This is a genomic window from Mycobacterium sp. NPDC006124 (assembly GCF_040614235.1).
Classification (GTDB): domain Bacteria; phylum Actinomycetota; class Actinomycetes; order Mycobacteriales; family Mycobacteriaceae; genus Mycobacterium.
The window spans coordinates 142348-164493 of record NZ_JBEXUA010000008.1 but is presented as its reverse complement, the minus strand read 5'-3'; the positions used below and the strand labels follow the sequence as shown (position 1 = coordinate 164493).

Below are 22146 nucleotides of genomic sequence, written 5' to 3'. Positions count from 1 at the left end.
CGATGAGTGCGTCAAGCGTGTCGGTGTTGATCACCGTCACCGGTGTGGATCAGCCGGGCGTCACCTCGGCATTGTTCGAGGTGCTGTCGCGGCACAAGGTCGACCTGCTGAACGTCGAGCAGGTGGTCATCCGCAATCGGTTGACCCTTGGCGTACTGGTGGCCGGCCCAGGCGACGTCGTCGGCGGAGCCCAACTGCACGACGAGGTGACGACGGCGATCCAGGCGGTCGGGCTGGACGTCACCATCGAGAGCAGCGAGGATCTCCCGGTCCTGGGGGAGCCCTCGACGCACACGATCGTCGTGCTGGGGCGGCCCATCGCCGCCGAGGCGTTCGGCGTGGTGGCCAGCGAGGTCGCCGCGCTCGGGGTCAACATCGACTTCATCCGCGGGGTGTCGGACTATCCGGTCACCGGGCTGGAGCTGAGGGTGTCGGTGCCGCCGGGCGCGGCCTACGGACAGTTGCAGACCGCCCTGGCCCGGGTGGCCGCCGCCGAGGGCGTCGACATCGCGCTGGAGGACTACAGCCTGTCGCGACGGGCCAAGCGGCTCATCGTGTTCGACGTCGACTCGACCCTGATCCAGGGCGAGGTCATCGAGATGCTCGCCGAGCGGGCCGGGGCACTCGCCGCGGTGGCCGAGGTGACCGACGCGGCGATGCGCGGCGAGCTCGACTTCGCCGAGTCGCTCCACCGACGCGTGGCGACGTTGGCCGGTCTGCCCGCCTCCGTGCTCGACGAGGTGGCCGACCAGATCCAGTTGACCGCCGGGGCCAGGACGACGATCCGCACGTTGCGCCGCCTCGGCTACTACTGCGGCATCGTCTCGGGAGGCTTCCGCCAGGTGATCGAGCCGTTGGCGCACGATCTGATGATGGACTTCGTCGCCGCCAACGAACTCGAGATCGTCGACGGCAAGCTCACCGGCCGCGTGATCGGCAACGTCGTCGACCGGCCAGGAAAGGCCAAGGCGCTCAGGGACTTCGCTCAGCAGGTCGGTGTCCCGATGGAACAGACCGTGGCGGTCGGCGACGGCGCGAATGACATCGACATGCTCTCTGCCGCGGGGCTGGGGGTGGCGTTCAACGCCAAGCCTGCGCTGCGCGAGGTGGCCGACGCGTCGCTGAGCCATCCCTATCTCGACACGGTGCTATTCATCCTCGGCGTCACCCGCGGTGAGATCGAGGCGGCCGACGCGGTCGACGGGACCTTGCGCCGCGTCGACATCCCCGACGACTGAGCCGATCAGACCACGACGGCGCCCTGGTCGCGGCCCGCCGTTCCCGTCACGCTGCGCCACGCACGGGCCAGCAGCGCCACGGCCTCGACGAGTTGGTCGTCGGGCAGCGTGTAGGGCACCCGGATGAACCTCTCCAGGGTGCCGTCGACCCCGAACCGCGGACCCGGCGGAATTTCCAGGCCCATCCGAGCCGCGGCCGCCGACAGCGCCGAACTCATGGGTGCGGGCAGCCGGACCCACAGTGACATGCCGCCGCGGCTGGGGTCCGGGCGCCAATCGGGCAGATGGTCTTCCAGCAGGGCCAGCAGAAGCGCCCGCCGTCGGCGCAGGATCTCGCGCCGCTCGACGAGCAACTCGTCGGCGATGCCGAGAAGCGTTGCCGCGGCGAGCTGTTCGACGATGGGGGTGCCCATGTCGACCGCGGGACGCATCGCGCCGATGGTGGTCAGCGCGCTGCGTTCGGCGCGGATCCAGCCGATGCGCAGACCGCCCCAGCACGACTTGGACATCGACCCGACGGTCAGCACCAACTCGCGCCGCGAGGTCATGGACGCGGCCATCGGCGGTGGCACCGCCTCGTCGAGCCACATGTCGGTGATCGTCTCGTCGACGATCGTGCGCGTGCGCGTCTCGGCGATGATCTGCGCCAGCCGACGCCGACCGGCGGGGGGCAGGGTCATTCCCGTCGGGTTGTGGTTGTCCGGGATGAGATAGGCGAGGTTGGGGGAGAGTTGGCGCACCGCGGCGTCGACGGCGTCGAGTTCCCAGCCCTGATGCGTCATCGCGACCGGCACCGGTCGCAGCCCGCTGGTGGCCATCGCGGCCAGTACGCCGTGGTAGGTCGGTTGCTCGACCAGCACGCGGTCACCGGGCTGGGTGTAGGTCGCCATGATGAGTCCGATGGCGTGCAGGGCCCCGGTGGTCACCACGATCTCGTCGGGTTCGGTGGGAAGCCCCCGGCGACAATATCTTTCGGCGATCGCCTCACGTAGCGGTGCGACGCCCACCAGTTCGATGCCGATGTCGTGCAGATACGGCGTGACCTGTTCGGCCGCCTCGGCGAAGGCACGGGACACCGCGGCGGCAGGCGCGGAAAGAGTGGCGACGGCGAGATTCGCCGATGCGGTCCCGACGATCGTGGGGTTGCGCGTGCTGGCCGAGACCGGCAGGGCCGTCGTGCTGCGCGCTCCCTGGCGTCCCTTGAGGTAGCCGTCCTCGCGCATCTGGGTGTAGGCGGCCGTGACCGTGGTCCGCGACACCCGAAGGGCGTCGGCGAGCGCGCGTTCGCTGGGCACCTGCGCGCCGACGGGAAGTCGGCCGTCGACGATCAACATCCGGAGGCCGTCGGAGAGGCCCAGATAGGCGGGTCCGCTGGCGCCGGCGGTACGCCAGTTGCCCAACTCGCGGGCCAGCAGGTCCACATCGAGACGTCGCCCCGCCAGTTCTACGCTCATTGGAGCCAGTTTGCCTCAACTGGCTATTGATGACAAGGCCAGTCGTCGTCGAACATGGACGCATGGCACAACACTGGACCTCCCGAATGACACGCAAGGCGACCGAGCTGGGTCGCGTCTTCCGCAACTCCCCGCGCATCGGCGACTTCGTCTCGGAGGGCGTGGAGGACGGGGACTCACGCCGGATCCGCAACGACCTGGACGCCATCCGCGCGCGCTTCCCCGACCACGCATGACACGCGCCTTGGGTCGCGGGGCGGCATTACTCGTCGGGCTCGTCGGGTACGGCTTCTCGATGGCGGTCATGGTGCGCTCCGGGCTGGGATTGGACCCCTGGGACGTGTTCCACCAGGGCCTGGCCAACCGCACCGGCCTGACGATCGGCACCGTCACGGCCGTCGTCGGCGTCCTCGTGTTGCTCGCCTGGATACCACTGCGAAACCGGCCGGGCATCGGCACCGTCGCCAACGTCGTCGTCATCGCGGTCACGGTCGACGCCGCGCTGGCCGTCCTGCCCGAGCCGACGGGGTTGCCCGTCCGGGTGTCGATGATGCTCGGCGCGGTCCTGCTCAACGCCGTCAGCACGGTGCTCTACATCGCCGCGGGGCTTGGCCCCGGACCGCGTGACGGACTGATGACCGGTCTGGTGGGCCGCACCGGGCTGTCGGTCCGGCTGGTCCGCACGTCGATCGAGGCGACGGTGCTGGCCGCCGGCTGGCTGCTCGGCGGCACCGTCGGAATCGGCACCGTGGTCTACGCGTTCGGCATCGGCCCGCTGGTTCAACTGACGCTGCGGCTGACGCCGCAGCGGTGGCTCGCCACGAGCGGGTGGGCCGAGAGCGAGGGGGCCGACCCCGGCCTGACTACGATGGGCGAGTGCCAGCCGATCCCAGCGAGCGAGCCGAAGACGTCGACCCCGACCTGCTGATCGACTTCGCCAAGGTCACGCTCCGACGCGGCGGCAAGACCCTCGTCGGACCCGTCACCTGGGCAGTCGAACTCGACGAACGCTGGGTGGTCATCGGGCCCAACGGGGCGGGGAAGACCTCGCTGCTGCGCATCGCCGCGGCGATGGAGCACCCGTCGTCCGGTGCGGCGTACGTGCTCGGGGAGCGCCTCGGCAGGACCGACATGGCAGAGCTGCGGGCCCGCGTCGGGCTGAGCAGTTCGGCGCTGAGCCAACGCGTGCCCGACGACGAGGTGGTGCGCGATCTGGTGGTCTCCGCCGGATACGCCGTGCTCGGACGCTGGCGCGAGAAGTACGAGGACGTCGACTACGAGCAGGCCGTCGACATGCTGGAAAGCCTTGGGGCAGAACATCTCGCCGAACGCACCTACGGCACGCTGTCCGAAGGCGAGCGCAAGCGGGTGTTGATCGCGCGCTCGCTGATGACCGACCCCGAGCTGTTGCTCCTCGACGAGCCGGCCGCCGGTCTGGACCTCGGCGGCCGGGAGGAGCTGGTGGCCCGACTCGCCGACCTCGCCGCCGACCCCGACGCCCCCGCGATCGTGCTGGTGACCCATCACGTGGAGGAGATCCCGCCCGGCTTCAGCCACTGCCTGCTGCTGTCGGAGGGCAAGGTCGTCGCGGCGGGACTCCTGAGCGACGTGCTCACCGCGGAGAACCTGTCCACGGCGTTCGGTCAGTCCATCGCCCTCGACGTGATCGACGGCCGCTACTTCGCGCGCCGCACCCGCAGTCGTGCCGCGCACAGAAGGAGAGCCCAGTGACCGACACCGACCCACTCGTCCCGAGACCGGCGGCGACGGTGATGCTCGTCCGCGACGGCCGCGGCGGCCACGCCGGCGGCATCGAGGTCTTCCTCATGCGCCGTCACTCGCAGATGGACTTCGTCGCCGGCGTCATGGTGTTTCCCGGAGGTGGAGTCGACGAACGCGACCGAGGGGCCGACATCGCCTGGTTCGGCCCGGAGCCGTCCTGGTGGGCCGACCGCCTGCACGTCGAACCGGAACTCGCCGAGGCGCTGGTCTGCGCTGCGGCCCGCGAGACGTTCGAGGAGTCCGGTGTGCTCTTCGCAGGACCGGCGGGCGATCCCGACCAGATCGTCGGCGACGCCTCGGTGTACGGCGAGGCGCGGGCCGCGCTGGCCAACAACTCGCTGTCCTTCGCCGACTTCCTGCGCACCGAGAACCTGGTGCTCCGCGCCGACCTGCTGCGGCCGTGGGCGAACTGGGTGACGCCAAAGGAGGAGCGCACCCGCCGCTACGACACCTACTTCTTCGTCGGGGCCCTGCCCGCGGGTCAGCGCGCCGACGGCGAGAACACCGAGACCGACCAGGCCGCGTGGGTGACCCCGCAGGAGGGTCTGGACGACTTCGCACACGGACGCTCGTTCCTGCTGCCGCCCACCTGGACCCAGCTGGACTCCCTCAACGGGCACACCGTCGCCGAGGTACTCGCCGTGCAACGCCAGATCGAGACCGTCGAACCCCACCTGGCGGCCGACGAGAACACCGGCAACTGGGAGATCGAGTTCTTCAACAGCGACCGCTACAACGCGGCACGCAATCAGCGGGGGCCAGCCGGATACGACAAGTCGTGAGGGAGTTCGTCAGCGCCCACGTCACCGACGGCATCGGCACCCTGTTGCTGTCGCGGCCCCCGACCAACACCCTGACCCGGCATATGTGTCGTGAGATCGCCTCGACGGCAACCGAACTCGGTGAGCGCAGTGACGTTGCGGCCGTCGTCGTCTTCGGCGGCCACGAGATGTTCTGCGCAGGGGTGGACGTGCCGGAGGCACGCGCCCTGGCCGCCGCCGCGACCGCTGCCGCCGAGGCAGTCGCGGTCCGGGCCGTCGCCGCCGTCGCCGAGATGCCGAAGCCGACGGTCGCCGCGGTCACCGGGTACGCCCTCGGCAGCGGTGTGACACTGGCTCTGGCCGCCGATTGGCGCATCGCGGGGGACAACGCGAAGTGGGGCGTCACCCAGATCCACGAGGGCCTGACCCCGTCCGCAGACGACGCGCACCGACTGGCTCGCGCGATCGGCGACGCCAATGCCAAGGAACTGGCGTTCAGCGGACGCTTCGCCCACGCCGCCGAGGCCCTGGAGCTGGGGCTGGTGGACCAGTTGGTGGCACCGGACCACGTGTACGACTCCGCAGTCGCATGGGCGCGGCGATTCGTCGACGTCCCGGCGGAGGCGCTGGCGGCGACCAAGGCAGCGTTTCGCCCGCGTTCACCCGGCCGTTAGGCTGCCCTACATGACGAGTACCGACCGCGAGCCGAACCCGCACGCCACGGCCGAGGAAGTCGAGGCGGCCCGCCACGACACCAAGCTGGCGCAGGTGCTGTACCACGACTGGGAAGCCGAGACCTACGACGACAAGTGGTCGATCTCCTATGACCAGCGCTGCATCGACTACGCGCGCGGGCGCTTCGACGCGATCGTGCCCGACGAGCTGCAACGCGAACTGCCCTACGACCGGGCCCTGGAGCTGGGCTGCGGCACCGGTTTCTTCCTGCTGAACCTGGTGCAGTCGGGCGTCGCCCGGCGAGGCTCGGTCACCGACCTGTCGCCGGGCATGGTGAAGGTGGCCGTCCGCAACGGCCAGGGGCTCGGCCTCGACATCGACGGCAAGGTCGCCGACGCCGAGGGCATTCCCTACGACGACGACACCTTCGACCTGGTGGTCGGCCACGCGGTACTGCACCACATCCCCGACGTGGAGCTCTCGCTGCGCGAGGTGGTGCGGGTGCTCAAGCCGGGTGGGCGATTCGTGTTCGCCGGCGAGCCCACCACCAAGGGCAACGTGTACGCACGCAACCTGTCGACGCTGACCTGGCGGGTGGCCACCACCGTCACGAAGCTGCCGGGCCTGGAGGGTTGGCGTCGCCCTCAGGAGGAGCTCGACGAGTCCTCGCGCGCGGCGGCGCTGGAGGCAATCGTCGACCTCCACACCTTCGAGCCGGGTGACCTGGAGCGGATGGCCGTCAACGCGGGCGCCGTCGAGGTCCGCACCGCCAGCGAGGAATTCACCGCGGCGATGCTCGGCTGGCCGATCCGCACGTTCGAGGCATCGGTGCCGCCGGGCCGATTGGGGTGGGGCTGGGCGAAGTTTGCCTTCAAGAGCTGGACGTCGCTGAGTTGGGTCGACTCCAACGTGTGGCGCCACGTCGTGCCGAAGGGCTGGTTCTACAACGTGATGGTCACCGGGGTCAAGCCCTCCTGAAGGGTGGCGGACTGAACTTCACCGTCGAGGACGTCGCCTACCTCGGCGGTGCCGAGGGCATCGCAGCACTAGCCGAGGTCGACGCGCTGGCGTTGACGGGCGCCAGCCAGGTCTCCGACATCGCCTCCGCACGTGCACGTTTCGGCGATCGGACGGCGGTCCTGGTCGAGACCGCGCTGCTGCGCCGCAAGGCGGCGGCCAAGTTTCCCGACGCCGGCAGGTGGCTGTTCACCTCCGACGCGCTCGAGCAGGCCACCGCCGCCGCGGTCGCCGCACACCGAGCCGACCGTCTCACCGGCCGCGCCGTGCACGACGTAACCTGCTCGGTGGGAACCGAACTCGCGGCACTGTCCGGTCGCGCCGAGCCCGTCTTCGGCAGCGATCTCGACGAGGTGCGCATCGCCATGGCCCGGCACAACGTGGGCGGTGACGGCGCGCAGGCGTTGCTGTGCCGCGCCGATGCGCTCGCCCCCGTCACCCGTGACACCACCGTCGTCGCCGATCCGGCCCGGCGACGCGGCGGACGGCGCACGTTCGACCCGCGCGACTACACCCCGGCACTCGACGAATTGCTGGCCGTCTACGCCGACCGCGACCTGGTCGTGAAGTGCGCGCCCGGAATCGATTTCGATCAGCTCGGTGGGCTCGGCTTCACCGGGGAGATCGAGGTGACCTCGTTGGGCGGCGGGGTTCGCGAGGCGTGCCTCTGGTCTCCGGGACTGACGACGCCCGGGGTGACTCGGCGGGCCACCATCCTGGACCGGGCCGAGGAGGTCACCGACGCCGATCCCGACGACTGCCACGTCGCCGCGCCGGGCCGCTGGATCGTCGACCCCGACGGCGCCGTGGTGAGGGCAGGTCTGGTGCGCCACTACGGTGCGCGGCACGGGCTGTGGCAACTCGACGGCGCGATCGCCTACCTCTCCGGAGACCAGCTGCCCTCCGGCGTGCGGGGCTTCGAGGTGATCGCCGAATCGGGGCTCTCCGAACGAACTCTGCGCCAAGAACTCTCGGCACGTAACGTCGGCGCCCTCGAGATCCTCGTCCGAGGCGTCTCGGTCGACCCCGACGAGTTGCGGACCCGGTTGCGCCTGCGGGGTTCTGAGCGCTTGTCGCTGGTGATCACCCGAATCGGAACCGGCAGCGCGAGCCGGGCGGTGGTCTACCTGTGCCGACCGTCTCGCTGAACCCGCGGGTAGTGTGGCGTCGGCGGCGCCGGTGCCGCACATCGATGGAGGGTTCTCGATAGATGCGCATGTCCTCGCTGGCGTTGGCGGTCTCGGCGGTCGCCGTGCTCGGATGGTCGAGCATCGGGTCGGTCGGCGCAGCACCACCGCTGCCGCCCCCACCGGCACCCAAGTGCAGTGACCTCAACGGTGTCGTCGACGCGAACCAGATCTGTCAGATTCAGGCCACCAACCCTGGCTACTCCCTTCACCTCGACTATCCCGTCGACTATCCGGACGCCCAGGCGGTGTTCGACTACGTCCAGCAGACCCGCGACGGATTCGTCAACGTCGCGCAGATGCCCGACTTGCGGCTGATGCCCTACGAGCTGGACACCACCTCGACCGAGTACGCCTCGACCGTCCCGCCCCGCAAGACCCGCAGCGTGGTCTTCAAGACCTATCAGGGTGTGGGCGGCGCGCATCCCACCACGTTCTACAAGGCCTTCAACTGGGACCTCGACCAGCGCAGACCGATCACGATCGACACCCTGTTCAAACCCGGCGCGGCGCCGTTCCCCGTGATCCTGCCGCTGGTGCAGGCCGAGGTGGACAAGCAGCTGGGCCAGCACGTGACGATCGAGCCTGGTGACGGTCTCGATCCCTCGAAGTACGAGAACTTCGCCGTCACCGACGACTCGCTGATCTTCTTCTTCAGCCAGGGCGACGTCTTGCCCGAGGCCGCCGGGGCGCTGCAGGTCGCCATCCCGCGCGGCCCCGTCGCCGCGATGTTGGCCTGACTCAGCTGGGCGCGAAGCCGAAGACGCGCCCGTCGCTGGTGGCGGTCACCACGCGGCGGTCGTGGCCGATCGACACCCCGACCGGATACCCCGTGGCCCCGGGCAGCGGGTAGCTGTTGAGCGTGTGCCCGTCGGCGGGGTCGAACACCACCAGCGCCATGCCGTCGCCGGCGCGCGCCACCGTGTAGGCGGCCGGGCCGGTGAGGCTCGAGGTCGACAGCGGTTCGACGTCGTCGCGACGCCACGACCGCTCGGCGTGGTCGCCGCCGTCCTTGACCGCCACCAGCCTGGTGTCCGGACCGCCGCCCGAGACGACGAGGCCCTGCGGTGACACCGACGGGGGAGTCTGCGGTTGAAAGCCGAGGTCGAAGGACCACTTCGGGGTGCCGTCGGCGGTGTTGAGCGCCCAGAGGTGCCCGTCGCGACCGTTGACGTAGACCGTGGCGCCGTCGGCGGAGAGCACCGGGCTGTTCAGCGGGCCGCCGCCCACCGCCGTGCTGGTCCAGTCCCGAGACAGCAACGGTGTCTGACCCGGGCGGTACCGCAGGCCGACCAGTTCCGGGCCGGGAGCGTCGGGTTGCCACAGCGAGGTCACCACGACGTCGGTCGCCGAGGAGAACGCCGGTGCGGCTGCCACCGGACACCGTGGCCTGCCCAATTGGCAGTCGGCGAGACCGCGCTCGGAGTCCTTCGGGTCCACGCCCTCCACGAGGTCCAGTGCCGTCCCGACGACGCTGCCGCGGTGCGCGTCGTAGACCAGCACCTGACCGAGGTGCGTCACCACCAGGAGCTCGCCGGGGGACAGCAGCCGCGGCGTCTGCGGCAAACCGATCACCGGATTGCGCCAGCGGATCCACTGCGTGGGCGGGAAGGACAGGATGGCGCCGGGCTGACCGACGTAGAGGTTGTCGAAGCCGTCGAACAGCGGACTGGAGATGCCGCCGCCCTGCCACAACCGGCTGCACCAGCGTTGCCGGGCCCTGTTGTCGTTCTCCCACACCATCAGTGAGCAGCCTCCCGCGGACTGCGCGTTGACGGCGAGGTACTCACCGGAGCTCAGGGCCACCTGTGACTCGACCTGGCCCTTGACCGAACGGATCCAATCCAGGCGCAGCGTGCGGGCGCCCTCGACGGGGGCGAAGCTGCTGTTCGCCGCGTCGCCGTACTGCGCCGACCATCCCTCGGCGGGATGGGCCTGCACCCACGAGTCGGTGTTGCCGCACGAACTCGTCACGAGCGTCGCGAGTACCGCGGCCGCGACGGCTGCCATCCGGCGCACGGTCATTCCAGGAGCAGACATCGAGTCCCGAGACTATCGGAGAGCCCGCGCGGAACCTCGCCCGCGGAGCTACGCGGCGAGCCGGAGCCGGCGGCCGGGACGCGGCGCTCAAGTAGGCTGTGCCGCCATGACCACGATGTGGGGCGCTCCGATTCACAAGCGCTGGCGGGGCTCGAGGCTGCGTGACCCGCGGCAGGCCAAGTTCCTCACCAGGGATTCGTTGCGCTGGGTTCTCGCGAACAAGGCCTACTCACCCTGGTATCTGGTGCGGTACGTCCGACTGCTGAAGTTCAAGCTCGCCAACCCCCACATCGTCACCCGCGGCATGGTGTTCCTCGGCAAGGGCGTCGAGATTCAGGCGACCCCGGAGCTCTCCTACATGGAGATCGGCCGGTGGGTGCACATCGGCGACAAGAACACGATCCGGTGCCACGAAGGCTCCCTGCGCATCGGCGACAAGGTGGTGCTGGGACGCGACAACGTGATCAACACCTACCTCGACATCGAGTTGGGCGACTCGGTGCTGATGGCCGACTGGTGCTACATCTGCGACTTCGACCACCGGATGGACAGCATCGAGCTGCCGATCAAGGACCAGGGCATCGTCAAGGCGCCGGTGCGGATCGGACCCGACACCTGGGTGGCGACCAAGGTGACGGTGCTGCGCGGGACGTCGGTCGGTCGCGGGTGCGTCCTCGGGTCTCATGCGGTGGTCAAGGGGGAGATCCCGGACTTCTCCATTGCAGTGGGAGCACCTGCGAAGGTGGTCAAGAACCGCAAGCTCGCGTGGGAGACCTCAGCGGCGCAGCGCGCCGAACTGGCGGCGGCGTTGGCCGACATCGAACGCAAGAAGGCGGCCCGCTGACCGGTCCGGTCAACCCCGGTCGGGGAGGGCTTGTTCGACGATGACGGCCCGCCGATGTGGTTCGCGCTCACGGCGTTTCGCGGCCAGGTAGACCTGCGCGGTCTCGGTGGCCACGGTGTGCCAGTCGAACGCCGAGTCCAGGCGCTGGCGGGCCGCTACGGCGTGCCGCTGCGCTTCGGCCGGATCGTCGAGCACCGCGCGGACCGCGGCGGCCAGGGCGGCCACGTCGCGCGGCGGGAAGGACCGTCCCGTCTCACCGTCGAGCACCGCCTCCCCGAGCCCGCCGACGTTGGAGGTCACCAGCGGGGCGCCGGTCGCGGCCGCCTCGAGGGCGACGATGCCGAACGGCTCGTAGTGGCTCGGGAGCACGGCGGCGTCGCAGTCGTGCAGTAATGCGACCAGCTGCTCGTGGTCGACGCGACCGACGAACTCGACAGCCTTGAGCACCTTGTGCTTTCGCGCCTGCTCCTGCAGCCACTCCTGCTGGGTGCCGTCGCCGGCGATGGTCAGCGTCGTGCCGGGGTGGGTGCGGCGGATGCGGGGCATCGCCGCGATGACGTCGTGCACGCCCTTCTCGTATTCGAGGCGACCGAGGTAGAGCAGCCGTGCCGGGCCGCGGCGTGACCGGCGTCGCGCGAAGGGCCACAGGGCCGCGTCGATCCCGTTGCGGATGACCCGCGACTCGGACAACCCGGGGCCGAACAGCGCAGTGATCTCATCGCCCATCGACGCCGAACACGTGATGAGGGAATCGGATTCGCGTGCCAGCCAGCCCTCCACGGCGTGCACCTGGCGGCTGATCCGGCCCGAGACCCATCCCGAATGCCGGCCCGCCTCGGTGGCGTGGATCGTCGAGACCAGCGGTACGTCGAAGTGCTCGGCGAGCGCGATCGCCGGATGCGCGACCAGCCAGTCGTGCGCGTGCACGACGTCGGGACGCCAGCCCAGCGTCAGCCCGGCCCGAATCATGGCGTGCCCCATGGCCAGCGTCCAGGCCATCATGTCCGTGGCGAAGTCGAACTCGTGCGGATCCTCCGCCGCGGCGACGACGCGCACGCCCTCGCTGACCTCGTCACCCGTGGGGTGGGTGCTGGGGTCGGTGCCAAAGGGACGTCTGCTGAGGACGACGACGTCGTGACCCGCCTCGGCCAGGGCCGTGGCGAGATGGTGGACGTGGCGGCCCAGGCCGCCGATGACCACCGGCGGGTACTCCCACGACACCAGGAGGACCTTCACGGACGTCGGCTCATCGTGGCAGTCGCCGGGCGTCGAGGGCGCCGAACAGCCCGTCGGCGCGATTCCAGTCAGCCGCAAGGCGTTCGGCGTGTTCGCGGCGACCCGCGGCGAGCGCGTCGGCGATCTCGCGGGTGGCGTGGGCGTGGAGATGCGCACGGTAGCGCGCGTATTCGGCGGCGGTGTCCTTGCTGACCATGAAGGGCCAGTCGCTGGAGACGGTGAGCAGGGCCTCCCGAAGGATCTGGTCGGCGACCACGTCGCGCGGGGTGGGCACGCCCACGGCCGCATGTTGGGTCAGCGCCTTGTCCACCGCCGCCAGCGCGGTGTCGACGACCTCGGCGTTCAAGCGCACCAGATCGCTCACCTGCTCACCGTTCCACACCTGCCAATCCTTGCCCGAACCCCAAGAGCTGGGCGGTAATTCGACCGGAGCGCCGACGAATCCGCCCTCGACCGCGTCGGACAGGGTGCCGACGCGTACCCCGGCCTCGGGCAGGGCGCGCAGAACACCCTCGAGCCACGCCGGGCCCTCGTGCCACCAGTGGCCGAAGAGTTCGGTGTCGAAGGCCGCCACCACGTGTGCGGGCCGTCCGATGCGCTCGGATTCCGACGCCAGCCGGCGCCGGACGGCGTCGACGAAGTCCGCGACGTGCACGTCGACGGCATGGGCGGCACGGTCCGGTTCGTAGGCGGCCTTGTCCTGCGACGGCACCGCTCGCCCGGTGACGCGGGCCGGCTTGAGCCCGGTGAGGTGGTCGTAGGTGTGGAAGTCCCGATACGCGGCGTGACCCGGGTAGCCCGACTTCGGGGACCAGACGCGGTAACTCACCACGAGGTCTCGGCCGAAGGCGACGACGTCGGTGTCGGCGACGGGCCGGCCCAAGGCGGTGTCGCCGTGCAGGGTCGGACCGTCGACCATGAAGTGCGAGACGCCGGCGGCGGCGTAGTCGCGCTCCAGTCCGGGTGCGTAGGCGCACTCGGGCGCCCAGATGCCGCGGGGGACGTGGGCGAAGCGCTGGCCGGCGTCGGCGAGCCCCTCGCGGAGGGCGAACTCGCGCAGGCGCGGGTGCAACAGTGGCTGGAACGGGTGTGCGAGCGGACCGCCGAGCAGTTCGATCGCGTCGGCGTCGATCAGCTGTCGTAGTACCGGGCTGCCGCCGTGGCGCCAATGCGAGGAGAAGTCCTCGAGCGCCAGCCCCGCTTCCTCGTATTCGCGAATACCGAACGCGCGCAGCGCGTCCGGAGCACAGTAGCCGCTACCTCCGGTGCTGCGACGTACCGCGGCCTCCTGGCCGCGAAGCTGCCAGTTCGCGAGCCAGCTGTGCATGCCGGTGAGGCTGTACGGATCGTCGAGCTGGGCGGCCACCACGGGCGTGACGCCGAGGGTGAGCAGGTGGCCACGGCCCTCGTCGGACAGCCGGCGCAAGACGCGCGTCAGAGGAAGGTAGGCGGTGGCCCACGACTGGTAGAGCCATTCCTCTCCCACCGGCCACCGACCGTGATGAGCCAACCACGGCAGGTGGGTGTGCAACACCAGGGTGAAGAGCCCCGGGACCGGATCCGGAGCCTCGCTCACGGCCGCACCGCGATGGCCACCAGGTCCAAGCTCTCGTCGATGGCTCGCTCGCCGGCGTCGAGCAGGTCGAAGTCGTCGGTCCGCACGGAGGCGACGTCGGCCAGCAGGTCGGCCGGCCACGGCGTTCCGGCGACGGCCCTGGCGATCTGCGCGTCGATGATCGAGCCGCCATGCCGTGCGTCCAACTCGGCGAGGTGTGCGCCGTGGAACACCCCGAGCATGGCCTCGACGCGGAAGCCGGAATCGGTGAGCAACTCGGTGAGCTCGGCGGCGTCCAGTTCGCGGGTGTGAAACGGGTTCACCGGGGTGTCGCGGCCCGGGGAGAACGTGATGCGGTTGGGCGTCGACATCAGCAGTACCCCCGACGGGCGCAGCACGCGGGCGCACTCGTCGACGAACTGACCCTGATCCCACAGGTGCTCGATGACCTGGAAGTTGACCACGACGTCGACGGCGTCGTCCTCGAGTGGCAGTTCGGCCAGGTTGCCCTGGCGCATGTCGACCCGGGGGTAGCGAGCCCGGACGTGGGCCACGGCTGAGTCGTCGTAGTCCAGGCCGATGACATGGCGGGCGACTCCGGCGATCAGATCGGCGCCGTAACCCTCCCCGGAGCCGGCCTCCAGCACCACGCGGTTCGCGCACCGCTCCAGCAGCCGCTGGTAGACCACCTCGTGACGGCGAAACCAGTAGTTCTCCTCGGCCAGCCCGGGAACGGTGCGCTCACCGGTCAGGGGCAGGCCGTCCTCGCTGGAGAGGACGGCGTCGGACGGCTCGGAGTGGGTAAATGCGCTCATTGCCAACGCAGGCTAACCCAGCTATGGCGATTGTCACGGGTTCGCAAGGTTCATAAGCCGGTGGGAGGGGCAGAAGGTTAGACAAGACCAGCTATGGTGTCAGTGCGGACCACATCAAGTTACTGACTGGTAACCGTTGTTTGCCGCATGAATCGTGATATGGGCAGGCTGCTTGCGGCCTCATCGAGGAGGACGAACCACACCTATGACGAACATCGTGGTCCTGATCAAACAGGTTCCTGATTACGAGGATCGCCATCTCACCGACGGTGACTGGACCCTGGACCGGGCCGGCAGCGATCCGGTGCTGGACGAGATCAACGAGAAGGCCGTAGAGGTCGCGTTGCAACTCAAGGAGAAGCACGCCGACACCGACTACAACGTGGTCGTGCTGACCGCGGGCCCGGCCAGTGCCGAGACGGCGATCCGCCGGGCGCTGTCCATGGGCGCCGACTCCGCCTACCACCTCGTCGACGACGGCCTGCACGGCTCCGACATCGTCCAGACGTCGTGGGCGCTGGCGCGGTCGCTCGGGCAGATCGAGGACATCGGCGTGGTCATCGCCGGCAACGAGACCAGCGACGGCGTCGGTGGCGCGGTTCCCGCGATCCTCGCCCAGTTCCTGGGTCTGCCGCAGCTGACGTCGATGCGCAGCGTCGACATCGCCGACGGCAAGATCACCGGCGAGCGCGAGACCGACGACGGCATCTTCGGCCTGGAGGCGACGCTTCCCGCGATCGTCAGCATCAGCGAGAAGATCGTCGACGACGCCCGCTTCCCCTCGTTCAAGGGCATCATGGCGGCCAAGAAGAAGCCCGTCGAGACGCTGACCCTGGCCGGGATCGGCGTCGAGGGCGACGAGGTCGGCGGCCAGTACGCCGGGTCGACCATCGTCTCGGCGACCCCGAAGCCGCCGAAGACCGCAGGCGAGAAGGTCACCGACGAGGGCGAGGGTGGCAAGCAGATCGCCGACTACCTGGTCGCCCAGAAGCTCCTCTGAGCGTCGTCGACCCGTCCCAGACCCACATCTCCTAGAGAGCGATCGAGAACCAATGGCTGAAGTACTCGTGCTCGTCGAGCACGCTGAAGGAAATCTGAAGAACGTCACCGGGGAGCTCATCACCGCAGCGCGTGCGCTCGGCGAGCCGTCGGCCGTGGTGATCGGCGCGCCGGGCACCGCTGACAAGCTGACCGATGCGCTCAAGGCGCTGGGCGCAGCGAAGATCTACGTCGCCGAATCCGACCTGGTCGAGCAGTACCTGGTCACGCCCAAGGTCGACGTCCTGAACTCGCTGGTCGAGTCGGCGTCGCCGGTGGCCGTCGTGGTCGTCGCCAGCGCCGAGGGCAAGGAAATCGCCGGACGCGTCGCGGCCGAGACCGGCTCCGGCGTGCTCATCGACCTGGTCGGCATCAAGGAGGGCCCCATCGGCGTGCACTCCATCTTCGGTGGCGCCTACACCACCGAGGCCAAGGCCGAGGGCGACGGACCCGTCCTCGCGCTGCGCCCGGGTGCCGTCGAGGCCGAGCCCGCCGACGGTGCCGGTGAAGTGGTCACCGTCGAGGTGCCCGCACCCGCGGAGAACGCCACCAAGATCACCTCGAAGCAGCCGGCTCAGAAGAGCGCGCGGCCCGAGCTCAGTGAGGCCAAGATCGTCGTTGCCGGCGGTCGCGGCGTCGGCAGCCGGGAGAACTTCGGCATCGTCGAGGAACTCGCGGACGCCTTCGGAGGTGCCGTGGGCGCCTCCCGTGCGGCCGTCGACTCCGGCTTCTACGAGGGCCAGTTCCAGGTTGGGCAGACCGGCAAGACGGTCTCGCCGCAGCTGTACCTGGCGCTCGGCATCTCCGGTGCCATCCAGCACCGGGCCGGCATGCAGACCTCGAAGACCATCGTCGCGGTGAACAAGGACGAGGAAGCGCCGATCTTCGAGATCGCCGACTACGGCATCGTGGGCGACCTGTTCAAGGTCACCCCGCAGCTGACCGACGCGGTCAAGGCTCGCAAGGGCTGATCCACCCTTCGTACGACGCGAGACCCCGGCACACCACGCGGTGTGCCGGGGTCTTTCGTCGTCGGGACTACGGACTCTCCAGGGCTCGAACGTACGTCGTCGGGTGCGAGAGTCGAGTGGTCACAGCGAGGAAGGGGTTCGTCATGAGGATCACAGTCATCGGAGCAACCGGTCAGGTCGGTTCGCAGGTGGTGCGCCTGCTGCGCGCCGACGGGCACGACGTCGTCGCGGCGTCGCGCGAGAACGGTGCCGACGTGCTCACCGGAGCCGGCCTGACCGAGGCGTCGACTGGCGCGCACGTGCTGGTCGACGTGGTCAACTCGCCGTCCTTCGAGGACGAGGCGGTGATGGCGTTCTTCACCGCCTCGTCGGCCAATCTGGTCACCGCCGCGAGGGAGACGGGCATCGGGCACTACGTCGCCCTGTCGATCGTCGGCGTGGACGGCCTACCCGACAGCGGGTACATGAGAGCCAAGGTGGTGCAGGAGAAGACGATCGTCGAGTCGGGGCTGCCCTACACGATCGTCCGGGCGACGCAGTTCCAGGAGTTCGCCGAGGCCATCACCGGATCACTGGTCGTCGACGGCGAGGTGCGCGCACCCGACGCGCTCATCCAGCCGATCGCGGTGGCCGACGTCGCGGCCGCAGTCACCCGCGCCGCGGTCTCGGCGCCCCTGGACGGGACGCTCGACCTCGGCGGCCCGGACAAGATCTCCTTCGCCGATCTGGCCCGCATCGTGCTGGCCAGCCGGGGCGCCGACACCCCGGTCATCGTCGACCCGTCGGCCACGTACTTCGGCACTCGTGTCGAGCGGGACAGTCTGGTCACCGGGGACGGGGCGACGCTGGCGCCCACCCGTTTCGAGCCCGCGGCTGCGTCACGATGAGTAGCGGTGACGTCATCCGCTAGTCGGATGCCGTCGACCGGACCGACGGGTGCCGCGCTCGCGGGACTGACGGTTCGGCGCCCACGTAGGGTTGCGCCGTGGACTTGCTTCTCGGAATCGACATGGGCACCGGAAGCACCAAGGGCGTTCTGGTCGACGCCGCGGGAGTGGTGCTGGCGTCGGCGTCGATCCCGCATTCGATGAGTCTGCCGCGGCCGGGTTGGGCCGAGGTCGACGCCGAAGGCACCTGGTGGCGCGAGGTGTGCGAGATCAGCACCCGGCTCGTGGGCGAGGTGCCGAGCGGGTCGACGGTGGCGGGGATGTGCGTCAGCGGAGTGGGTCCGTGTCTGGTGCTCTGCGACGACGGCCTCACCCCGCTGCGGCCGGCCATCCTCTACGGCGTCGACACCAGGGCTACCGCCGAAATCGATTCTCTGACAAAGGAATTTGGTGCCGAGGCCATCCTCGACCGGGCCGGGACCAAGCTGTCGAGCCAGGCGGTGGGCCCCAAGCTGGAATGGGTGCGGCGACACGAGCCAGAGGTCTTCGCCCGCGCCACGGGGTGGTTCGGGTCGAATTCGTTCATCACCGCCAAGCTGACCGGCGAATACGCGGTCGACCACCACACCGCCAGTCAATGCGATCCGCTGTACGCGACTCGTAGCTTCGAGTGGAACGACGACTGGGCCAAGCGCATCTGTGGACACCTGCCGATGCCCCGGCTGGTGTGGCCTCAGGAGGTCGTCGGGCACGTGCACGCCGAGGCGGCCGCGCAGACCGGCGTCCCGCTCGGCACCCCGGTGGTGGCCGGGACGGTCGACGCCTACGCCGAGGCGTTCTCGGTGGGTGTACGCAATCCCGGTGACCAGATGCTGATGTACGGGTCGACGATGTTCCTGGTGCAGATCATCGACGAGTACCACAGCGATCCCGCCTTGTGGACCACCGCCGGGGTCGAGCGCGGTTCGCTGGCCTTGGCGGCGGGCACGTCGACGGCGGGCAGCATGATCGGCTGGTTGCAATCCATCACCGGCGGAGCGACCTTCGAGGAGTTGACTGCCGAGGCATCGGCGGTTCCCGCCGGTTGCGAGGGGCTGATCGCGTTGCCGTACCTCGCGGGGGAGCGGACCCCCGTGTTCGATCCCAGCGCCCGTGGTCTCTTCGCCGGATTGACCCTGCGGCATGGCCGGGGGCATCTGTTCCGAGCGGCCTACGAGGGCATTGGTTTCGGTATCCGCCAGATCCTCGAGATGTTCGACGACGCGCACACCGGACGCCGGACCGTCGCCGTCGGGGGCGGGCTGCGCAGCCCGCTGTGGGCGCAGGCGGTCAGCGACATCACCGGTCGTCCGCAGCTGGTCGCCGAGCAGGGTATCGGTGCCAGCTATGGCGGTGCGCTGATGGCCGCCATCGGCGTGGAACTCGTTGCACCGCAGACGGACTGGGCCACGATCAGCCACGAGATCACACCCAATCCCGACCATCGCGCGCTGTACGACGAGTTGTACGGCATCTGGCGCGAGTCGTACCCGGTGACCCGGGATCTGATGCACGGGCTGGGCCGACTCGACCGGTGATGTCGGACCCCCCTTCTAGAATGGGTTCATGTCCACGACCGCAACGCCTTTGGTGACTGAGCTCAGTCCCCAGGACCGGTTGGAGGTGTTGTTCGAGGAGTTGGCGGAGCTGACCGGGCAGCGCAACGCGATCGACGGCCGGATCGTGGACATCGTCGCCGAGATCGACGGCGACCGACTCTGGGGCAACACCGGCTGCACGTCGATCTCGGCGCTGGTGGCCTGGCGCACCGGCATGTCCCCGCACAACGCGCAGACCATCACCACCATCGCCGAACGCGCACCGGAGTTTCCCCACTGCACCGCCGGCCTGCGCGAAGGTCGACTCTCGGTGGATCAGGTCGGGGTGATCGCCGAACGCGCCGGGCAGGGCTCCGATGAGCACTACGCCGCCCTGGCGTCGGTCGCGACGGTGACCCAGTTGCGGACCGCCATCGCGCTGGAACCCCGGCCCGACCCGAAGGCGAAATACCAACCGGACCGCTCGATCACCCGGACCGAGACCGCCACTCACACGACCTGGCGGATCCGACTGCCGAAGGTGGAGGCCGCCAAGCTCGACGCGGGGTTGGCCTCACACCACGACGCGTTGATCAACGACTGGAAGGCCGCCCGCGAGGACGGCGGCGACGACGACACCGGGTCGGAGCTCGCAGCGCCGTTCCCGACCACCGTGGACGCGTTCATGAGCGTGGTGGAGGCCGGGTGGGACGCTGAAGCGACCCGTCGCCCGCACGGGCAGCACACCACGGTGGTGGTGCACCTCGACCTCGAGAACCACTCAGCCGCCCTGCATCTTGGGCCTGTCCTCTCCGACGCCGACCGCCGATACCTGCTCTGCGACGCCACCTGCGAAGCCTGGTTCGCACGCGACGGACGGGTCATCGGCTCCGGCCGGGCCACCCGCACCATCAGCCGCCGCCTGCGCCGGGTGCTCGAGTACCGCGACCGCTGCTGCGTGGTCCCCGGATGCGGGGCCACCCGCGGACTGCACGCCCACCACATCACCCATTGGGAGGACGGTGGCCCCACCGATCCGGACAACCTGGTGCTGCTGTGCCCGTTTCACCACCGGCTGCATCACCGCGGGGGCATCACCATCAGCGGCACCGCCACCCACCTCGTCGTCACCGACACCGACGGGGCAGTCCTGACCGCGGCGTCCCTGGCGAGACCACCCACCACACCCCCGCCGGACGTGCCACCCTGCACCGGCCCACTCGGCGAACACGCCGACTGGTGGTGGTACGACCCCTACGACCCCGAAGGTCGGCCGTCGACCAACTAGCTGCAGACCGCGCCGACGGCCGCCGAGCCGACCAGCTTGGTGTACTTGGCCAGCACGCCGCTCGTGTAGACGGGGGGCAACGGCTCGAAACCCGCTTTGCGCGAGGCGAGTTCGTCGTCGTCGACCAGCAGATCGAGCGTGCCCTTGCCCACGTCCAGGCGGATCTCGTCACCGTCGCGCACGAAGGCGATCGGGCCGCCGTCGACCGCCTCGGGTGCGATGTGCCCGACGCACAGGCCCGTCGTACCGCCGGAGAACCGGCCGTCGGTCATCAACAGCACGTCCTTGCCGAGCCCGGCGCCCTTGATCGCCCCGGTGATCGCGAGCATCTCGCGCATGCCGGGACCACCCTTGGGGCCCTCATAGCGGATGACGACGACGTCGCCGTGGGTGATGGTGCCGTCCTCGAGCGCGTCGAGCGCCGCGCGTTCCCGCTCGAAGACCCGTGCGGTGCCCTGGAACACGTCGGAGTCGAAGCCCGCCGACTTCACCACGGCGCCCTCTGGGGCCAGCGAGCCGTGCAGGATCGTGATGCCACCGGTCGGGTGAATGGGGTTGTTCATCGCGCGCAGCACCTTGCCGTCGGGATCCGGCGGCTCGATGTGCGCGAGGTTCTCGGCCATCGTCCGACCGGTGACGGTGAGGCAATCCCCGTGCAGCAGACCGTTGTCCAGCAGTGCCTTCATGACGACGGGCACGCCACCGATCTCGTCGACGTGCTTCATGACGTGGCGGCCGAAGGGCTTGACGTCGGCGAGGTGCGGCACCTTCTGCCCGATGCGCGTGAAGTCCGCGAGCGTCAACTTCACCCCGGCCTCCCACGCGATCGCCAGCAGGTGCAGCACGGCGTTGGTGGAACCACCGAACGCCATCACCACGGCGATGGCGTTCTCGAAGGCTTCCAGGGTCAGGATGTCGCTGGTGGTGATGCCGCGCCGCAGCATCTCGACCACGGCCTCGCCGGACTGGCGGGCATAGTCGTCGCGGCGTTTGTCGATGGCCACCGGTGAGGCGCTGCCCGGCAGCGACATGCCCAGCGCCTCCGCGGCGGAGGCCATGGTGTTGGCGGTGAACATGCCACCGCAGGCGCCCTCGCCCGGACAGATCGCGCGCTCGATGATGTCCACGTCCTCGCGTGACATCAGCCCGCGGGCACAGGCGCCGACGGCCTCGAACGCGTCGATGATCGTGACCTCGCGTTCGGTGCCGTCGGTCATCTTGGCGACGCCGGGCATGATCGAGCCGTTGTAGAAGAAGACGCTCGCCAGGTTGAGTCGAGCGGCGGCCATCAGCATGCCGGGGATCGACTTGTCGCAACCGGCCAGCAGCACGGTGCCGTCGAGACGCTCGGCCTGCACGACGGTCTCGACGCTGTCGGCGATGACCTCGCGGGACACCAGCGAGAAGTGCATGCCGGCGTGGCCCATCGAAATTCCGTCGGACACCGAGATGGTGCCGAACTCCAGCGGGTAGCCGCCCGCCGCGTGGACGCCGGCCTTGGCCGACTGCGCCAGCCGTTGCAGCGACATGTTGCACGGCGTGATCTCGTTCCACGACGACCCGACGCCGATTTGGGGCTTGACCCAGTCGTCGTCGCCCATGCCGACCGCGCGCAACATACCGCGGGCGGCGGTCTTCTCCAGGCCGTCGGTGACGTCGCGGCTGCGGGGCTTGATATCAGGCGATGTGCTGGTGGAGCTGGTGGAGCCGGCAGGATCAGAGGGCGCTGAGGGCATCGGTCAAGTATGCCTCCGGGTCGTTCGTCGACCAAACCATTTCCG

The 22146-nt window shown here is 69.5% G+C and carries 21 protein-coding genes; 15 read left to right on the top strand and 6 right to left on the bottom strand.

Annotation, left to right across the window (positions count from 1 at the left end; all coding sequences use genetic code 11):
- Window positions 1-2 precede the first annotated feature (2 nt).
- Window positions 3-1238, top strand: a complete 1236-nt coding sequence (gene serB / locus ABZ195_RS18055) for a phosphoserine phosphatase SerB (RefSeq protein ID WP_355220090.1) — start codon at window positions 3-5, stop codon at window positions 1236-1238.
- Between the two features lie 5 nt (window positions 1239-1243).
- Here the strand turns inward: serB and ABZ195_RS18050 are convergent, their stop codons facing one another.
- A complete protein-coding gene (locus tag ABZ195_RS18050; protein WP_355220088.1) occupies window positions 1244-2692 on the bottom strand; it encodes a PLP-dependent aminotransferase family protein in 1449 nt (482 codons plus the stop codon).
- A gap of 62 nt (window positions 2693-2754) precedes the next feature.
- Between ABZ195_RS18050 and ABZ195_RS18045 the strand changes: the two genes are divergently transcribed.
- The 8 genes from ABZ195_RS18045 (at window position 2755) to ABZ195_RS18010 (ending at window position 8854) form a co-directional block, all read left to right on the top strand.
- Window positions 2755-2928 (top strand): hypothetical protein, encoded by a 174-nt coding sequence (locus tag ABZ195_RS18045; protein WP_355220086.1) that lies wholly within the window; start codon window positions 2755-2757, stop codon window positions 2926-2928.
- A complete protein-coding gene (locus tag ABZ195_RS18040; protein WP_355220084.1) occupies window positions 2925-3620 on the top strand; it encodes a hypothetical protein in 696 nt (231 codons plus the stop codon). The genes ABZ195_RS18045 and ABZ195_RS18040 overlap by 4 nt, the downstream gene beginning before the upstream one ends.
- The gene (locus ABZ195_RS18035; RefSeq protein WP_355220082.1) at window positions 3569-4423 is read left to right on the top strand and encodes an ABC transporter ATP-binding protein; all 855 of its coding nucleotides are present in this window, start codon (window positions 3569-3571) and stop codon (window positions 4421-4423) included. Before ABZ195_RS18040 ends, ABZ195_RS18035 begins: the two co-directional genes overlap by 52 nt.
- 41 nt (window positions 4424-4464) lie before the next feature.
- Complete coding sequence (locus tag ABZ195_RS18030; RefSeq protein WP_355220342.1) at window positions 4465-5256, top strand: NUDIX hydrolase; 792 nt, start codon at window positions 4465-4467, stop codon at window positions 5254-5256.
- Window positions 5253-5909, top strand: coding sequence for an enoyl-CoA hydratase-related protein (locus tag ABZ195_RS18025; RefSeq protein WP_355220080.1), 657 nt, complete (start codon window positions 5253-5255; stop codon window positions 5907-5909). Before ABZ195_RS18030 ends, ABZ195_RS18025 begins: the two co-directional genes overlap by 4 nt.
- A gap of 10 nt (window positions 5910-5919) precedes the next feature.
- Window positions 5920-6888 (top strand): class I SAM-dependent methyltransferase, encoded by a 969-nt coding sequence (locus ABZ195_RS18020; RefSeq protein WP_355220078.1) that lies wholly within the window; start codon window positions 5920-5922, stop codon window positions 6886-6888.
- Window positions 6822-8075 carry a class I SAM-dependent methyltransferase gene (locus ABZ195_RS18015; RefSeq protein WP_355220076.1) on the top strand — a complete coding sequence of 418 codons (1254 nt, stop codon included), beginning with the start codon at window positions 6822-6824 and terminating at the stop codon, window positions 8073-8075. The genes ABZ195_RS18020 and ABZ195_RS18015 overlap by 67 nt, the downstream gene beginning before the upstream one ends.
- 62 nt (window positions 8076-8137) lie before the next feature.
- A complete protein-coding gene (locus ABZ195_RS18010; protein ID WP_355220074.1) occupies window positions 8138-8854 on the top strand; it encodes an esterase in 717 nt (238 codons plus the stop codon).
- 1 nt (window position 8855) lies between these two features.
- Here the strand turns inward: ABZ195_RS18010 and ABZ195_RS18005 are convergent, their stop codons facing one another.
- On the bottom strand, window positions 8856-10124 hold the full coding sequence (locus ABZ195_RS18005) for a PQQ-binding-like beta-propeller repeat protein (RefSeq protein ID WP_355220073.1): 1269 nt from the start codon (window positions 10122-10124) through the stop codon (window positions 8856-8858).
- 136 nt (window positions 10125-10260) lie between these two features.
- On the opposite strand from ABZ195_RS18005, the gene ABZ195_RS18000 reads away from it, so the two are divergent.
- Window positions 10261-10998, top strand: coding sequence for an acyltransferase (locus tag ABZ195_RS18000; protein ID WP_355220071.1), 738 nt, complete (start codon window positions 10261-10263; stop codon window positions 10996-10998).
- Window positions 10999-11007: 9 nt separating this feature from the next.
- On the opposite strand, the gene ABZ195_RS17995 is transcribed toward ABZ195_RS18000, so the two are convergent.
- From ABZ195_RS17995 to ABZ195_RS17985, 3 genes are read right to left on the bottom strand one after another with little or no spacing between them, the layout of a single operon-like run.
- On the bottom strand, window positions 11008-12234 hold the full coding sequence (locus ABZ195_RS17995; protein WP_355220069.1) for a glycosyltransferase family 4 protein: 1227 nt from the start codon (window positions 12232-12234) through the stop codon (window positions 11008-11010).
- A 10-nt stretch (window positions 12235-12244) separates the two neighbouring features.
- Window positions 12245-13810 carry a glycoside hydrolase family 57 protein gene (locus ABZ195_RS17990; protein ID WP_355220067.1) on the bottom strand — a complete coding sequence of 522 codons (1566 nt, stop codon included), beginning with the start codon at window positions 13808-13810 and terminating at the stop codon, window positions 12245-12247.
- The gene (locus tag ABZ195_RS17985; protein WP_355220065.1) at window positions 13807-14604 is read right to left on the bottom strand and encodes a class I SAM-dependent methyltransferase; all 798 of its coding nucleotides are present in this window, start codon (window positions 14602-14604) and stop codon (window positions 13807-13809) included. Before ABZ195_RS17985 ends, ABZ195_RS17990 begins: the two co-directional genes overlap by 4 nt.
- Before the next feature lie 205 nt (window positions 14605-14809).
- Between ABZ195_RS17985 and ABZ195_RS17980 the strand changes: the two genes are divergently transcribed.
- From ABZ195_RS17980 to ABZ195_RS17960, 5 genes are all read left to right on the top strand, one after another.
- A complete protein-coding gene (locus ABZ195_RS17980; RefSeq protein WP_355220064.1) occupies window positions 14810-15604 on the top strand; it encodes an electron transfer flavoprotein subunit beta/FixA family protein in 795 nt (264 codons plus the stop codon).
- 52 nt (window positions 15605-15656) lie between these two features.
- Entirely contained in the window at window positions 15657-16613 is a 957-nt protein-coding gene (locus tag ABZ195_RS17975; protein ID WP_355220062.1) for an electron transfer flavoprotein subunit alpha/FixB family protein, read from the top strand.
- 143 nt (window positions 16614-16756) lie between these two features.
- The gene (locus ABZ195_RS17970; protein ID WP_355220060.1) at window positions 16757-17500 is read left to right on the top strand and encodes an SDR family oxidoreductase; all 744 of its coding nucleotides are present in this window, start codon (window positions 16757-16759) and stop codon (window positions 17498-17500) included.
- Window positions 17501-17598: 98 nt separating this feature from the next.
- Complete coding sequence (locus tag ABZ195_RS17965; RefSeq protein WP_355220058.1) at window positions 17599-19077, top strand: FGGY-family carbohydrate kinase; 1479 nt, start codon at window positions 17599-17601, stop codon at window positions 19075-19077.
- Window positions 19078-19105: 28 nt separating this feature from the next.
- Window positions 19106-20365, top strand: coding sequence for an HNH endonuclease signature motif containing protein (locus tag ABZ195_RS17960; protein ID WP_355220056.1), 1260 nt, complete (start codon window positions 19106-19108; stop codon window positions 20363-20365).
- Here the strand turns inward: ABZ195_RS17960 and ilvD are convergent.
- Window positions 20362-22101, bottom strand: coding sequence for a dihydroxy-acid dehydratase (gene ilvD / locus ABZ195_RS17955; protein WP_355220054.1), 1740 nt, complete (start codon window positions 22099-22101; stop codon window positions 20362-20364). The genes ABZ195_RS17960 and ilvD overlap by 4 nt on opposite strands.
- Window positions 22102-22146: the final 45 nt, after the last annotated feature.